Annotated in this window: 16 protein-coding genes; 8 read left to right on the forward strand and 8 right to left on the reverse strand. The window is 45.5% G+C overall.

Going from position 1 to position 15,717, the window contains the following annotated elements:
• Positions 1-105 precede the first annotated feature (105 nt).
• Positions 106-354, forward strand: coding sequence for a hypothetical protein (locus tag QUA77_RS03240; protein WP_333041141.1), 249 nt, complete (start codon positions 106-108; stop codon positions 352-354).
• A 254-nt stretch (positions 355-608) separates the two neighbouring features.
• On the opposite strand, the gene QUA77_RS03245 is transcribed toward QUA77_RS03240, so the two are convergent.
• The gene (locus QUA77_RS03245) at positions 609-809 is read right to left on the reverse strand and encodes a hypothetical protein (RefSeq protein WP_333449245.1); all 201 of its coding nucleotides are present in this window, start codon (positions 807-809) and stop codon (positions 609-611) included.
• A 267-nt stretch (positions 810-1,076) separates the two neighbouring features.
• Between QUA77_RS03245 and QUA77_RS03250 the strand changes: the two genes are divergently transcribed.
• Positions 1,077-1,469 (forward strand): hypothetical protein, encoded by a 393-nt coding sequence (locus QUA77_RS03250; protein ID WP_333041139.1) that lies wholly within the window; start codon positions 1,077-1,079, stop codon positions 1,467-1,469.
• Positions 1,470-1,591: 122 nt separating this feature from the next.
• Here QUA77_RS03250 and QUA77_RS03255 read toward each other — a convergent pair whose 3' ends face one another.
• Complete coding sequence (locus QUA77_RS03255; protein ID WP_333449246.1) at positions 1,592-2,878, reverse strand: glycoside hydrolase family protein; 1,287 nt, start codon at positions 2,876-2,878, stop codon at positions 1,592-1,594.
• A gap of 288 nt (positions 2,879-3,166) precedes the next feature.
• Complete coding sequence (locus QUA77_RS03260; protein ID WP_333429935.1) at positions 3,167-3,826, reverse strand: NAD(P)H-binding protein; 660 nt, start codon at positions 3,824-3,826, stop codon at positions 3,167-3,169.
• A gap of 121 nt (positions 3,827-3,947) precedes the next feature.
• Between QUA77_RS03260 and QUA77_RS03265 the strand changes: the two genes are divergently transcribed.
• From QUA77_RS03265 to QUA77_RS03275, 3 genes are all read left to right on the forward strand, one after another.
• Positions 3,948-4,661 (forward strand): DUF1997 domain-containing protein, encoded by a 714-nt coding sequence (locus QUA77_RS03265; RefSeq protein WP_333449247.1) that lies wholly within the window; start codon positions 3,948-3,950, stop codon positions 4,659-4,661.
• 866 nt (positions 4,662-5,527) lie between these two features.
• A complete protein-coding gene (locus tag QUA77_RS03270) occupies positions 5,528-7,741 on the forward strand; it encodes an ATP-binding protein (RefSeq protein ID WP_333449248.1) in 2,214 nt (737 codons plus the stop codon).
• 226 nt (positions 7,742-7,967) lie between these two features.
• Complete coding sequence (locus QUA77_RS03275) at positions 7,968-9,428, forward strand: response regulator (protein WP_333449249.1); 1,461 nt, start codon at positions 7,968-7,970, stop codon at positions 9,426-9,428.
• Between the two features lie 148 nt (positions 9,429-9,576).
• On the opposite strand, the gene hisG is transcribed toward QUA77_RS03275, so the two are convergent.
• A complete protein-coding gene (gene hisG / locus QUA77_RS03280) occupies positions 9,577-10,221 on the reverse strand; it encodes an ATP phosphoribosyltransferase (protein ID WP_333076539.1) in 645 nt (214 codons plus the stop codon).
• Between the two features lie 197 nt (positions 10,222-10,418).
• Here hisG and QUA77_RS03285 point away from each other — a divergent pair, with 197 nt between their 5' ends.
• The 3 genes from QUA77_RS03285 to rppA all read left to right on the forward strand — a co-directional run bounded on the left by QUA77_RS03285 (position 10,419) and on the right by rppA (position 12,203).
• Positions 10,419-10,676 (forward strand): hypothetical protein, encoded by a 258-nt coding sequence (locus QUA77_RS03285; RefSeq protein WP_333449250.1) that lies wholly within the window; start codon positions 10,419-10,421, stop codon positions 10,674-10,676.
• Positions 10,677-10,813: 137 nt separating this feature from the next.
• On the forward strand, positions 10,814-11,464 hold the full coding sequence (locus tag QUA77_RS03290; RefSeq protein WP_333449251.1) for a glutathione S-transferase family protein: 651 nt from the start codon (positions 10,814-10,816) through the stop codon (positions 11,462-11,464).
• Between the two features lie 52 nt (positions 11,465-11,516).
• A complete protein-coding gene (gene rppA / locus QUA77_RS03295; protein ID WP_333183449.1) occupies positions 11,517-12,203 on the forward strand; it encodes a two-component system response regulator RppA in 687 nt (228 codons plus the stop codon).
• A gap of 156 nt (positions 12,204-12,359) precedes the next feature.
• Here rppA and QUA77_RS03300 read toward each other — a convergent pair whose 3' ends face one another.
• The 4 genes from QUA77_RS03300 to QUA77_RS03315 all read right to left on the reverse strand — a co-directional run.
• Positions 12,360-13,196 (reverse strand): metallophosphoesterase, encoded by an 837-nt coding sequence (locus QUA77_RS03300; protein WP_333042745.1) that lies wholly within the window; start codon positions 13,194-13,196, stop codon positions 12,360-12,362.
• A 576-nt stretch (positions 13,197-13,772) separates the two neighbouring features.
• Complete coding sequence (gene msrA / locus QUA77_RS03305; RefSeq protein ID WP_445302052.1) at positions 13,773-14,258, reverse strand: peptide-methionine (S)-S-oxide reductase MsrA; 486 nt, start codon at positions 14,256-14,258, stop codon at positions 13,773-13,775.
• 27 nt (positions 14,259-14,285) lie between these two features.
• Positions 14,286-15,248: a DNA polymerase III subunit delta' gene (locus QUA77_RS03310; protein WP_333449252.1), complete on the reverse strand. Its 963-nt coding sequence runs from the start codon at positions 15,246-15,248 to the stop codon at positions 14,286-14,288.
• Positions 15,249-15,499: 251 nt separating this feature from the next.
• The coding region (locus tag QUA77_RS03315) for a dTMP kinase (RefSeq protein WP_445302053.1) at positions 15,500-15,717 on the reverse strand (218 nt) is incomplete at its 5' end.

Raw genomic sequence — 15,717 nt, forward strand, 5'->3', positions numbered from 1 at the left:
CTACAATTATTTGTAAAATTTTATGTTAAAATTGCTACATTTACCATCGAATTGTGGCATCTTAATATAAGAATCAGTTCTCAAAAACAATTGGAGAAACTACTCATGAACACCGAAGAAAAAGCTAGACAACTAATTGCACGAGAAAGACAGCATAGCGAACATTTGCAAGACTCTATGCTCAACCGTTCCTCCCACGAGCTAGAAACACCTGGGGAGGGAATTGCTGAAGAAAAAGCCAGAGAATTAATGGCTCAAGAAAGGCAGCACAGCGAACACCTGCACGACTCTATGTTAAGCCGTTCCTCCCAAGAGGTAGAGGCATCGATCGCACCCGATGACACTGACAAATAAATTTTGTTAACACAAGACTTACGGACACTTACCAAGAAACCGGGTTTTTATACCATTTTTCATGCCATAACAAAGGGCTGTAAAAATGTTTTTGTATAAACAACCAGGTTTCTGCGTCCCGGAATACTTCAGCACAGCAAAACTCTACTCAAATCGAGGAGAATTTTAGGTGCAATCAAAACAGCCCTTGCTCGGTTTGCAGCCGCTATCACAAACATCCACGCGCCAAATATAGCAAGAGAAAATGCCAGTTTCTACTCGTCGCGAAAGCTTTCGAGGGATGCCAAAAGAGCTGGCAGTCCCGCTAGCGTGGCCGACACCAGAGCCTCATCTTTGTAAACTCGCGATCGCAGAATACGGGTACTTTTAGACGCAGAGGTGAAAGAGCCTCGCCGTTGGGAATTTTCGGTTTCAAGCCGCCCTAAATTTTTTGTTTCTCGCGTCACGCACAACATAGCAGTATCCTCGCAGTATCGTCAATTAATCCCTAAATATGCGCCCGTAAAATTTCTCACGGCTTGCTGTATGTTTCTATTATTACTCAGATAGGTAACAGAGATGAAACCATGAAATAATTATTCACGATAGCTAGGGATCAACTTAAACTGCTTAAGGGCTTTTATTAATTTGTTACACGGCGCGGGTTTATTTCAGCCGATCGCCCACAGAGACTCAGACACCAGCAACCAAAATCACCTATTTCACAGGAGGAACGCGGCTCAATGATGCTAACTCTTAGTCCAGCAACAGTGATAAGTCAAATCAAGCCGACTGTCGAAATCTTGCGCGACGGAGACTACCGCTACCGAGACTCCTTTGCGATCGATCGACCTTTCAGAGAAATTCAATTTCGCAAACAAGACAGATACATCACCGGCAGCGATTCAGACAAACGCACGGGCAAAAGTTACTGCTTCCGTGGCATCCCCCAGCACAACAACATTATTAACATCACGGTAGCGATCGAAATTTCCCCAAAAACAGCACAGCAAACCGAGTGGAAATTAGCACCGGGAAACCCCATTAATTTCGACAGGCTTTATCCCCTGCAAGCTGGACCTGGATTAGAATTGTACAAATGTTTGACAGCATTTTTACCAAACTTGAAAGATTAGTTATTCGTTACTTATTAGTGGTTACTTCTTAATCGCTTTGGCTTGTTAATAACCAACAACATTCGTTAATAGTTAACAGTCAACCGTCAACAGTCAAATGTCAACAGTCAACATTTAACTCGCTAAGCACCAGCATTTTCCAATTCTTCCCGCAGCATTTCCCGGTAGACTTTCGGCAAACGAGAACTCATAGAATTGTTCTCAATTCCATATCCCAAACTCGTCCAAGTTCCCGAAAGCATCCGCAATACCTCAGTTAATCTTTCCTGCCGCAACATCTCAGGAATATCAGCTTTCCAAAACTTGCGATCGCTCAACCAAGCATAAACCACAGCATCCTGATCTTCTGGTTCAAAACTGTAATCTTCCCAAAATAAAAAATTAGCACGACGGGCCTGATAGCGCTTCGCCTTCTCCTTCCAAGTCGAAGTCAGAAATTGATACCTGCCCGCAGCGGTAGTACACTTGCCTCGATTCGGGCCATTAACAATCTTCACGCACCAGTCAGGATGGCGGCTCAAATCTAATATATATTTGCCACCGTAAACAACGTGATAAGGTCGAGCAACATTCGACTCGCTAGCAGAAATAGTTCGCATCAGGGCTCGAATGTAAGGATCTCCGGTTTTTATAGCCAGCGGCGGAAATTTTCCCACCCCGCTTGCCGACTGCGATAACTGCTGATTTCCCCGCAAACTGTCAACCAAAAAAACACCGCCGCCAATCACAGCGCCGATTAAAAGTATAAATCCGAGGATTTGAATCTCCGATCGCCTCAGCAAACCTCTTTTTCGACGGCTCAATTTCTCAGCTTCCAGCAAGGTCATTTCCATTTCCGCAAATTCAACCCATTTTCGAGCCGCCCGCATCCGGCGCACCCGAAAATCGTATTGATATAGGGGGGCGGCTACCAGCGTTAGACTCGATAAAACCCCCGCCAATTTAATCAGCCAGAAATCTAATTCACCGGCTACCGCAACATTTGTCAGAGTAGATATTCCTGTTAGTAACTGAGCCGGATCGATCGATCGCGCTGGCCAATAAAAAATCGCAAGTTGCACCAACAGCGACAGATTAAAGGCAAAAAAAATCACTACAACAGCATTCAACCCTTCTCGCAAGTGCGATCGAATACCAGTGTGCCTGCGCTTGAACTTTCGCGCAACGCGAAAGCGCCCCGGCAGCATAATTAGTAAGGGATTTAAGATTTTGACTGCGAACAAGTGAAACACAAAAAACACAGGCAACTGAATCAGCCAAGCCGCCAGCAGTAGAGTCAGAAAGCCGATATCGTCGCTGACCAAAGGAATGCCCCTACGAAGGACAAAACTAAAACTCTGAGCGAGAGCAAATGCCCTTAACCACGAAATCGGATAGGGGAACCAAGCTGGCCACTTGAGAGTTTTCATGCTGGGAGAGAGAAATTTCAACGGCGAATGGTAAAACTATTAAGATTTTGCCAGATTTGGCGATCGGAAAATTGTTGTAGGGTGCGTCAGCCCAAATCTTTGACCCAAATCACATCTTGCACCATTCTCGATAAGCCTTTTTTGGGCGGGCAGGATGCCCACCCTACAAGAAAATGCACTTTTTGTGGAACAGGCCGGAAAGCCTGTTCTTGACAATGGTGCAACATCTCAGATCCTAATCAAAGTGTTTTTGGTCTGACGCACCGAACCCAAGCGAGGCTAATTCAATCAAATCACACTGGCAAACAACTCCTCAAAACTCTTTTGCGGAGCCTCCGACTTCGCCACAATTTCCACAACCTTGTTGCGAGAAGCCGGCTGAAACAGCGCCTCCACGCACACTTGGGCTACCTTAGTGCGGGGAATGCTGCTCTCAAACATTTTGTCGGCACCAGTCATGACGATCGCATCTGAATTATCCTCATTTTTGAGACCGCCCGGACGGACGATCGTATAAGTCAAACCGCTTTTTTGCAAATACTCCTCGGCTTGCTTCTTCCAAACCAGAATCAGCCAAAACAAATTTAGCGGGTGAAAAAACTGAGAGACGCACAGAGAAGTCACAAGCACAAAATGCTCAATGCCCTTAGCCTTAGCTGCATCCACCAAATTTTTAGTACCTTCAAAATCCACCTTGTAAGGCGCTGTCGGGTCAAAACCAGGGGCCGCCCCTGTCGCACACAGCAATACCGTACTATCCCCGATGGCCTCGCCCAGGGAAGTCGCATTTAATACATCCCCAGTCACTAACTCAGCCTCCGGTGGTAAAATTTGTCTAGCTGTGTCTAGATTTCGGACTAAGGCGCGCACGGGAATACCTCGCTTGACTAATTCTGCGACGATGCGGCGGCCAGTCTGACCTGTGGCTCCTGCTACAAATGCTTTCATAAGTCGAGTTATGCTGGATTAGGGTAAGTTTTGTTACTATCAATTTCTCAATTGTAGGGAGGAAACTCCCTTAACACATCCCCAACCGGATCGATTGGCGTGTATAACAGGAGAGCATACAATGAAGCAGGATTCCGCTGAATATCACACTGTTGAAGCTTCTGACGAAAATTACTACCCAGATGCGAGTTTCCGACAGCCGGAAAGTGGAAGCGCGGATGCAGGAGAGGAAGTTGAGCCGATTTGGTTTCACACGCATTTTGAAGACAGCATGGAGATGTACGCCGATGCAGAGACGGTGGCAAAGCATTTGAACAACCACAAGACTTGGTTTTGCCAGTGCGCTTCGCCGATGAAGGCCGAGCCGCTCGGAGAAAACGGCTATGATTTATTAATCGGGCGTTTTGGGGCTTTCGGCTACCGTGTTGAAGCGAGAATTGGTTTAGAGTTGCTGCCGCCTGACGCTGAAGGCTGCTATTTGATTAAGACAATCCCGGTTCCGGATTATACCTCCCCTGGGTATGAAGTGGATTTTCGATCGGCAATGAAGCTAGTGGAGATACCGTCTCAGGAGTTTGCCGCCGATTGGCCGAGCTCGGAACGTGCTAAGCTGCCGCCTGCGATTACCATGACTAGCTGGAAGCTGGATTTGGCTGTGGGGGTTTGCTTTCCCAAGTTTATTCGATCGATGTCTCAACCTTTAATAGAAAAAACTGGCGATGCGCTTTTGGAAAAAATCATCAAACAAGTTAACCGGCGCTTGACTTATAAAACTCAGGTTGTTTTTCACGAAAGTTTGGGCATTCCTTTTCCGAAAAATCCTAAGAAACATTAACAATACTCACGCTCTAACCTGTACTGCATTTAAATTGTATGTTAAGTGCGGGATCTCCTGCCCACCCCACAAGAGTAAAGATCTATTTTACTCTGCAATTTAAATGCGGATTAGCTTAACTCACATTTGTAGGGTGTGCACTGCACACCTTACTCATAAGTTCGATCGTCATAACTCATACCATTGTAGATTTTCGACTTCGGCGTGAGCGCTCAGTCACACAATTTTAGATTAAATTATTGGGAATAACTGATTGTGTATGGCTTGGGATCACGAGGCTACAGTTGCTTTTTTGAAACTGATATCACTGTCTCCGGGTGCTTAGGGCGCGCCTTATGCCTATGTTTTTGAATCCAATACTTGCTTGAGCAGTTAATCCCAATCATCAAGTTATTGCTAAGAAAATTTAAGGGTAAGGTCATGATTGCATTTGACATATAGCAATCCTTGCAGGAGTCGTAAATTTTTTACCCCACCCCAACCCTCCCCGAACCCGCTGGGAGTCCGTAAGAAATTCACAAATGACTTATGATTGCTATATGCTGATTTCTTATCATCGGAATTAGTTTTTATTATGGGTCAGTTTAGCACAGGGTTGGACACAAGAGTTTCAAGTCAGATGCCATCAAGTTCGACAGCATTGTTATTAAAAGATTCTGCTTCTCTCATAATGCTTTCCCTCCTTATTGCCTCATGATTAAGCAGTGTAGCCGACGCAGTTCAAAGCGGGTTCCGATCGCCCTCCGAAACCAGCAAGTGTCTCAGATCACAAGACCGATCGATCGCCCTCACTGCCCAAAAACATAAAATTATGTCACCTTAAGTAAGGAGTTATAAAATAACTCTTGCCATATCCCTAGAAAGTTATGACAACGAAACTAAGAGCTAAACACACAGAGAAAATGGAGAGAGACTTGCACCAGTTGAGGGCAGACCAAGAACTGATTCTCAATCAAGTAGACAATGCGATCGCTCTGTTCGACTCGTCTGATTGCTTAGTTTTGTTTAACAAAAAATTGGCGGGAATCTGGGGACTGTCCCCAGAATGGCTGGAAACAAAGCCGAAGTGCCACTTGCTGTTTGCGGAAATTGTCGATCGGGGTTACTTGTCAGTTCAGCAGTGGCAAGAGTTTCAGCAAGCGCTCGAAAAATCTCAGCAGGAAAGTTTATCATTTTATTTCGAGCAATCCAATGCGGTTTGTTTGGAGGTGTGCGCCACGATTACCAACAGCGGCGGACGGCTGTTTACCTTTCGAGACGTTACGGTATACCAAAACTCCCAAGCTAGCTTGAACGCAGAAGTCAGGCGACTGAGATTTCTTTTAGGTTTAACCGAACGCCTGCAAAAGTCTGACAGTTTGCAAGAAATAGGTCAGTTTGCCCTCACCTATCTAGTAGAGGCAATGAATGCTGCTTTCGGAGATGTCAAGGTGATTAGCGGCAAGGGAAACGATCGGCAAGCGGCGGCGATTTCCAACCACATTTCTGGTCAATTTCTGGCTACTTACGGGGAACCAGTAGTCGCAGCAATGCAAGAATTGCTCGACCAAGGCATTCCCTACGGCATCGGTTTGCTGTGGGAAGTGGTGAAAACTGGTAAACCTTTGTTCGTAGAGGATTATGCCCAACATCCCAATGCCGTGCCGAAATTTCGGCATCCAGGAATTGGACAACTGGGCATTTTTCCGATCGCAGCCACCGACGGTACAATTATTGGCGTACTGACGCTGGAGTCCCGCAACGTCAAAAAACTGCAAACCGCCCTCAACCAAGAAGTGCTGGAGGCTGCTTGCCGGACTTTGGGGGCGGCGATCGAGCGGGCTCAGACACAAGAAAACCTGCGCCAAGTTAATGAAGAATTAGAGTATTCTTCTCAGTTGAAATCTGAGTTTTTAGCCTCAATGTCCCACGAATTGCGGACGCCTCTCAACAGCATTCTCGGCTTTTCTGACTTGCTGCTGCGGCAAACAGCCGGACAGTTGAGCGATCGACAAATCAACTATGTAGAACTGATCGAAAAAAGCGGCCAGCACTTGTTGCAGCTAATCAACGATATTCTCGATCTTTCTAAAATTGAAGCGGGGAAAGTAGAACTAAACTTACAGCCTGTTCGCGTTCAAGAACTCGCGACCGACTGTCTGAAAATGATGCAGCCACGGGCCGAGAAAAAGCGAATCGGTTTGTCTTTAGAACTCGACAACCGTATTACTAAAGTTTGGCTCGACGAACGGCGAGTGCGACAAATTGTGATTAATTTACTTTCCAATGCCATCAAATTTACCCCCGAACAGGGACAAGTTAAACTCAGCGGGCGTCTGGTCTACGGCAGTGAAATAAACGGCGACTACCGGCCGGATTGTTCTCCTGTAAATGCCAGCACTCCTTATTTTTGTTTTGAGGTGGAAGACTCCGGCATCGGCATTCCTCAAGACCGCTGGCACTTGCTATTTCGACCTTTTCAACAGGTGGATTCTTCCCTGACTCGGCGGCACGAAGGTACAGGTTTGGGTTTGGCTTTGACTAAGCGTCTGGCAGAATTGCACGGGGGAACTGTTTCTTTTCAATCTGTTTGCGATCGGGGAAGTCTTTTCCGCGTTTGGCTGCCTTTGACGGAGATACGTCAACAGTTGGGAAACTTTGCTTCTTGTGCTTTGGATACCAAGTTAGTTCCTGCTTCTGCGATTGCTTTACCAATTGCCAGGAAGCGGATTTTGGTTGTCGAAGACCAGCCTTTTAACCAAATGTTAATTTCTGAGGTGATGGAATTGGAGGGGTACGGGGTAGAGATAATCGCAGATGGGAAGGCGATGGCCGATCGTATTCTCGCCGCCTCTGCAGCCCCGGAGTTGCTGCCGGATTTGATTTTGATGGACATTCAGTTGCCGGATGTTGACGGCTTTGAGTTGATGCGCCGAGTTAAAGCAGATCCTGTCTGGGATTCGGTACCGATGATTGCGGTGACGGCGATGGCGATGCCCGGTGACAGTGAGCGATGTTTGGAAGCTGGCGCTTCTGCTTATTTGAGCAAGCCACTGGATTTGAATTTGACGATCGCTACTGTCCGTTCTTTTCTTGGCTAACAATAATTATTTGCAGTTCCAGCACTGCCATTTATGATAATTGATAACAACAAAGGTTAAACTCAATAGTAGATAAATATCTATATGACTTGCCCGCACTTGCCTCCGAAAGCCTGTTCCTACGAAAAATATCGAGTTTAGTAAGGAGAAATATACCAATCAACCCGTTTTCGAGCTTCCCCACGCGCAACTCCCGAGCTAAATTCAATATATTATATCATATTCCATGTCAAACAAGTCGCCCTGCATCATGTTGGTTGATGACGAGCCAGCTAATCTGACTTTACTGGAAGAGTTATTGCACCTGAAAGGATACGCTACAGTATCAGCGCTATCTGGCCATGAAGCGCTCTCCCTTGCCCGCGCCTCTCGACCCGATTTAATTTTACTAGATATTATGATGCCAGAGATGGACGGTTTTGATGTGTGCGAGATCCTGCGGAAGGATACGGCATTGCAAACTGTACCGGTGATTTTTTTGACGGCCCTCGATGACGATATGTCTCGCATCAAAGGGTTAGAAATGATGGCTGATGATTATTTGACAAAGCCTTTTAACAGTCGTTTGTTGCTGGCGAAAGTGGAAAATATTTTGCAGTTGAGTCAAATGCGATCGCAAGCTGTATCTTCCCTATTCAACCAGCAAGTCAGAGAGCAAAGCAAACGCCAAATCGCCGCAGCTTGGGAAGCAAACGAATATCTTTCAGAAAAATTTCAGCTATTTGTGCCAGAGCAAATTCTGGAGCGAATTGCGCCGCAAGGAATAGAATCTATTCAGTTGGGCAATGCTACAGAAGAAGAGCTGACTGTTTTATTTTGTGACATTCGCGGGTTTACTGCGATCGCCGAATCTCAACAAGCTCGCGAGACTTTTGAATGGTTGAACGCTTTTTTTACTAAAATGAACGAGTGCATAACGTCTCACGGCGGGTTTATTGACAAATACCTAGGCGATGCAATCATGGCAGTATTTGACAAGCCAAATTCTCACGCCATGGATGCGATCGAAGCCGCAGTAGCAATGCAAGAAACTTTGCAAGAATTTAATGCCAGTCGCCACCAATACAATTTAGAATCTCCGGTCAATATTGGTACGGGAATTAACACAGGTATCGGCATGATCGGCACTTTAGGTTCCGATCGCCGCATGGACTCTACAGTCATCGGCGATGTGGTAAATACAGCTTCTCGGTTAGAAAATTTAACTAAAATATACGGCTGCCAAATTATTGTTAGCGAAAATGCCATTGTTCATGCGAGAGAATTTCTAAATGGCATAACTTCCAACTCCCACTCAAAAGAAAGTCTATTATTAAAGTGCGACTTAGAAGTGGAAACACAGGAGAGTATTATTTCTACTTCTGGGGCGACTGCTGCTGACAGCCATTTGCCCCGCAACAATTATTACTATCGCTGGATCGATCGAGTAACCCCGCGCGGCAAGCAGGAAGCTATTGAAATCTACGAAATCTGGGCAGCCTCCTGTCCAGACTCTGAGGCAAAGCAGCTTACCCAGAGTTTATTTGACAAAGGCATTCAAGGATGGCAATCCGAAAGATTTGTCGCAGCCTTGGGGTATTTTCAGCAACTAATCGAACAAAACCCGGCTGATACAGTCGTCAGTTTTTATATAAATCGCTGCCAGGAAAAACTAGGTTTTCTACCTGCAAATAGCAGTTCGATTTAACGTTTAGGGCGGGCTTGAAGCCCACCCCACAATAGTTAAGACCTATTGAAAAAGTCGATCACTATCCTGCATTGCATCTGCGTTGCGTCTGTGCTTTCCCTATCAATGAAAGATTTATGCAATAGGTCTACTCTAATTGGAGTTAGCATCAAACAGTCGTCAAAACTTGCTCTCTCAACTTCCCGATCAACTCATTCACCCCCCCCGCATTCAAACGGTAACTCAGAGGATGACCGATCAAATAAGCTGAACTTTCAAACAAAACATCAATTTCCACCAAACCATTTTCTCGCAAAGTTTTGCCAGTCGAAACCAAATCCACAATTGCCTCCGACATACCCGTAATCGGCCCTAACTCCACAGAACCGTAAAGCGGCACAATTTCCACCGGCAAATTCAAATTGTGGAAATATTCCCTTGCACAGTGTACGAATTTTGAAGCAACTCTACCGTGAGGAGGTAAATCCACAGTTCGTCGATAAGAACTAGATTCCTTCACCGCCACCGACAGCCGACACTTGCCAAATTTTAAATCAATTAAATTGGCAACTTTCGGCTTTTTTTCCCGCAAAACATCATAGCCAGCAATACCCAAATCCGCTTGACCGTATTCCACATAAACTGGCACGTCGTGCGTCCTTACTAGCAAAGCTTTGGCAGTGCCGGTCGGGTCATAAATTTGAAGTTGTCGGTTAGAGGAATCGAGAAAAGCACTGAAGTCTAATCCAACCGATTTAAACAGCCGAATGCTATCTCCTAACAATCCGCCTTTGGGAAGTGCAACAGTAATCATGTCAATTTTTAGAGTGTAAATTTCTAAATTTTAGAAGGGGGCAAGCGTCGCACAAGCAGAAACAGCTTTTACCCAACTCAGAATAACACATAGAGTTCCTAGGTAAAAATAAATTTAGGGTATTGCTCGATCCTTTGTTTGAGGATATATTATAGTTAGTAATTTTTTATTGAGTCACTTTTTAAAGGGCGGTCAGTATGGAAAACAATCAACAATTTGACGCAAATTTTCACAGTGTAGACCAGGATTCCCTGAAAAAGATTACAGTAGATGAAATCCTCTCAGGCGGTGGTGTAGAGAGGGAGGAAATGGACTATACAGTAGCTGTACCTAGCGCTAACCAGGCAAGGGTTCCCAGGGACAGAGGCTTCTCATCTCATCTGCAATCAAGCGTGTTCGATCGCGCCCCCCGATCGAAGTTTGCAGAAAAACGCGGAACGCTGGGAGGCTGTTAATGTAAAATTCTTGCACAGTCCGGTGCACAGAACAGCACGATCCTCTTCGAGGATCGCCATTGTGTGTCACGCCTTTGTGTATTCAACTCTAAAACTTAAAATTTAACTGGCGATTGCAAATAGCTGACAGCTAAACTATGACCGAATTGACACTTGTTATTGGTAATAAAAATTATTCCTCTTGGTCGCTGCGCGCTTGGCTGGCGATGAAACAAGCTGGACTGGAATTTGCCGAGGTGAGAATCCCCTTAGACTGGCCGACAACCAATGAAGAAATTCGGCGCTATTCTCCATCGGGAAAAGTGCCAGTTTTAATCGACGGCGACTTGAAAGTGTGGGAATCTTTAGCAATTTGCGAATACGTTGCCGATCGCTTTGCAAATGATTTGTGGCCGACAGATGTAGCGGAACGGGCGATCGCCCGTTCCATCTGCGCCGAAATGCACGCGGGGTTCCAAAATTTGCGCGAAAATATGCCGATGGACTGCCGCAACCGCTATCCGGGAGAAGGGATGACTGCCGGTGTCGAAGCAGATATCGATCGCATCTTTGCCATTTGGCGCGAATGCCGTCAAAAATTCGGGACAGGCGGCAATATGCTGTTCGGAAAATTCACAATTGTTGACGCTATGTTTGCCCCCGTTGTCATGCGTTTTGTCACCTACGGAGTCAAACTAGATTCATCAGCAAAAGCTTATGCGGATGCGATTTTGGCATTGCCTGCAATCGAGGAATGGGTAGCAGCAGCTTGCAGCGAAACGGAAAGTATTCCACACATTAAAATCTAGTACAAATCAGTTTACTTAACCTACAATCTCAAATCTCAAATTTGAAATCAGGATGCGGATTCTTTTAGTTGATGATGAAGTTGAGTTAACTGACCCTTTGAGTCGAGTCTTAACGCGCGAAGGTTATACAGTTGATGTGGCATTTGACGGAGCAAGTGGCAGCAATTTAGCAATGCAGGGCAATTACGATTTGCTAATTTTGGATTGGATGCTGCCGAGACAAACCGGACTGGCAATTTGCCAGAAGTTGCGATCGCAAGGACGGAATACGCCAGTGCTATTTCTCACCGCCAAAGATACCGTAGACGATCGCGTACAAGGACTCGACGCGGGTGCAGACGACTATTTAGTCAAACCTTTTGAACTGCGAGAACTGCTAGCCAGAGTCCGCGCCTTGCTGCGGCGGCCTCCTACTTTTGATGCCGAGGTTGCTGTCGGGCGGCTGCAAGTTGCAGATTTACAGCTAGACTACGACAATCAATTAGCTTATCGGGGCGATCGCACAATTGACTTATCAGAAAAAGAATGCCAGTTATTAGAATACTTAATGCGCCATACCGGTCAATTGCTAACACACGAACAAATGCACCAGTATTTGTGGAGTGAAGCAGAAAAACCCAGCAGCAATGTATTAGCCGCTCAAATTCGCCTGCTGCGCCGCAAAATAGAAGCCCCTGGCGAATCGGTGCTAATTCACACAGTCTACGGCAGAGGCTATCGCTTTGGAGAAGCCAATTAAAAATAATATAAATTGTACAAAAATCATTTTTACTTCTTCCCTCTTCCTTCTTCCTGACATCCGTTACATCCGAAGAAAGCCAATCCGTTGCCGAACTTGCTTTTTCCTTCTGCTATATTATCTATTATCAGGAAAGTATGCACCCTAAACCAGCCTTTACGTATCTTGACAAACCAAAGTAATTACTGTCACCTCCGGGGGACAAAATAGCCTTCCCGGCGAATAAGTTCCCAAACCGCGATTCACGTACAGCAAATTACTCCCAACCTGATGCAAACCGCTAGCCCATTCCCAGTGAGTAACTACTCGATCCCAAGCCGACATAAAAGGAATGAACTTTCGGATTCGTTTAGGAATAAAATAGCCAATTTTTCTGACCCAAGCGTACAAAGGGCCGATACCAGGAATAACGATTTGACCGCCGTGAGTGTGCCCAGACAACTGCAAATCAATACGCCAATTTTGCAGCTTTTCAGCAGTATCAGGATTGTGAGACAATACAATCCGAGGAATCGCGGGATTTATTGATGCCATTACAGGTTTAGGCGCAAAATCGCCCGACCAAAAATCTGCTAACCCAACTAAAGCAAATTCTGGCCCCAAAGGATAGATTGCTTCGTTGTACAAAACCCGAATCCCGACGGTATTTAAAGCATTAGCAACCTCTCTCTTTGCCCCAGGCCAATAGTGGTCGTGATTGCCCAAAACCGCGTAAATTCCCACCCGACTTTGCAAGTTTTTCAATCGCTGCACTAAGTCGTAAATAGGTGCGGGATCGTAGGTAATAAAGTCACCGGTTAAAAAAATCAGGTCGGGTTCAGTTTCATTGGCCGCAGCAATCGCCTCTTGTAGCAACCATTCCGACAGCCGCACCCCGTCGTAGTGAAAGTCAGTAAGCTGTACAATTTTAGTACCGGATAGATTTGCTGGAAGATTAGCTATCGGTATTGTTAAATACTCTACTCGCAGTTTCCCAGTTAATAACCTGTGCATAAATCTAAGGTTTATTGGTGACAGATCGCCACATCTAGCTTAGCAAATAAACAAGCAAAACTGCAAAAGTAGATATTCTTCCATTTTCCTTCTGCAATCTGACTAATGACTACTAATTGCTAACTAATGACTACAGTCCGGGAGGCAAAAACCGGGATTAATCAAAAAAAATGAAACAGAAATTACCAATATTAATTTAGGCTTTCTTTCAAAATTGTTGGGGTTTTACGCGGTCAACTACTACAGCATTTTTATAATCTTATGACTTGCGTAACAAGCTGTTTAAAACGCGATCGATCTTCTTCAGACTGGCATTCCCCGCCCCGCATCTATATTCTTTTGGCAATTGTCAAAGCTGAGATTGGTGCCGCATCCCCATCGCATCGACCTACCACGGGGGGATTGCCCCTACCAAACACTATCCTCTCATCACTAATGATTTATTACTAAGTAGGTGGAAATAAACATGGCTTGGGGGAGGCAGAGTTTTGCATTAATAATAAAGTGGTGGCTAGTATAGATCATTAGCTTACCAGCCCCTAAAATTTTTTATTTTTGGTTGCGTATGCCTACTTTTTAATTAATGACTTTTGACGAAAGCCGCTTCTTCTCAAGATATTGCTGGTGGTAATCCTCTGCCATATAAAATTCACCAGCAGGTTTGATTTCGGTGGCAATGTCTTTGTCGTATTTACCGGAACTTTGCAATTTGTGTTTGGAGAGGCGAGCTGCTTTTTCTTGTTCGGAATTGTGATAAAAAATCACAGACCTGTACTGTTCGCCTCTATCGGGGCCTTGGCGATTGATTTGGGTGGGATCGTGACAGTTCCAGAATACCTCTAGCAGTGCTTCGTAACTCACCTGCGATCGATCGTACTCTACGAGCACGGCTTCAGCGTGACCGGTGACTCTGGCGCAAACATCTAGGTAGCAGGGATTCGGCCAGTGACCTCCTGTGTAGCCCGCAGCAGTCGAGACGACACCCGCAACGGCGCGAAACTTGTGTTCAACTCCCCAAAAACAACCGGCTGCAAATGTGGCTTTTTCCATCGTGTTACTCATCGTATTGCGCTCAAACTTGGCAATAAATTATGCTTGACATATTCCCATTAGCGTGCATTCCCAAACCAATCGCGGTTGTACGTAGTTTAGCAAATATTGTCGTGCTTTCTCCAAGGGCTCTAAGGGCGATCGACTAATTCCTCCTGCCAAAAATTGCTGCCAGTAACAGTGCTGTAAATAATCGATTAACCACAACTGAGATTCAGTATCTAAAGTTTTATCAATTTCCTTGGCCAATTCCAAAGCAGACCGCAGGTTTTGAGGCAACTGCTTCACCTTTTGCAGCAAATCCTCGGGTATTGATTGCAGTTGCTGCCAAATAGAAATTGCCTCCCCAGGACTTCCCTGAGCCATCCCCATTACTTCGGGATGATCTAAAATCTCCGCGAATCCCGCTTGCTGCAAAACTTGTGCCATTGCTTGGGGATTCAGCCGAGAAAACTGGATTTTTTGACAGCGGGAAATCAAAGTTGGCAGCAAAGCTTCCACTGTCGGAGCAATTAAAACGAGCGCTGCTTTTCCCGGTTCTTCCAATGTTTTCAGCAAGCCGTTAGCAGCTCCCTCACCCATTGTTTCTGCTTGTTCCAAAACTACGACTGAACGCGCAGCTTCTAGCGGCGGTCGGCTTAGAAATTCACCGATTTCTCGAACTTGTTCTAAGCGAATTTGTGGCGGTGCTTTCCGCTTTAAACCGGCTTCCTCTGCTTCCTTTGGTGACAGCCGTTTGCCTTGGCTCATGTAAGTTGGTTCTACCCAAAGTAAGTCTGGATGATTGCGCTGCCGCACGCGATTTTGCACGGAGGCTATTAATCGGGTTTCGGCAATATTGGCTGAGAATAAAAGCTCGATGAAAGACTGAGCGGCTAAACTTTTGCCGATGCCGTTAGAGCCGACAAATAAATAACCAGGAGCAATTCGGTTTCGCTCGACTGCTTGTGTTAGCAATTCTACTGCTTGCTCTTGTCCGATTAATGAGGTGAAATAATTCATGTTTGCGGAAGAAGGAAGTTCGGCAACGGATTCTGTAACGGATGTAACGGATGTAACGGATGAAGGATGAAGGACGAAAATCTAGGGTTTTAGCAATTAAGTACATCTTAACCGTCGGCGCGGCTACTATAATACCAAAAGGTTATTGTGGTTTAAGGGACGGCTAAATAATTGTTTTGAGTTAAGAATATTAAATTGTAAGTTCTTGGAGCCGGACAGGGCATTGCCGTGTCTCTACACATTATCTAGCGCTATTTTTCAGAATTGGTATTATTTAAATATCCCCAAGCTTCTAACCTGCGAGTTACAATAGCTTGAATTTCCTGAGCGACTTCATATTCAGGGCGATCGGCATTTATCCGGACAATTCGAGATTTATTTTCCTGGGCTAACTCCGCAAAACCTTGCTGCACAAGGCGGTGAAACTTCAAATCAGCTTGCTCGATCCGATCGCACCCTCCCCGGGCCC

Origin of the sequence: Microcoleus sp. K5-D4 (assembly GCF_036704575.1) — a bacterium.
In the GTDB taxonomy this organism is placed as follows: domain Bacteria; phylum Cyanobacteriota; class Cyanobacteriia; order Cyanobacteriales; family Microcoleaceae; genus Microcoleus.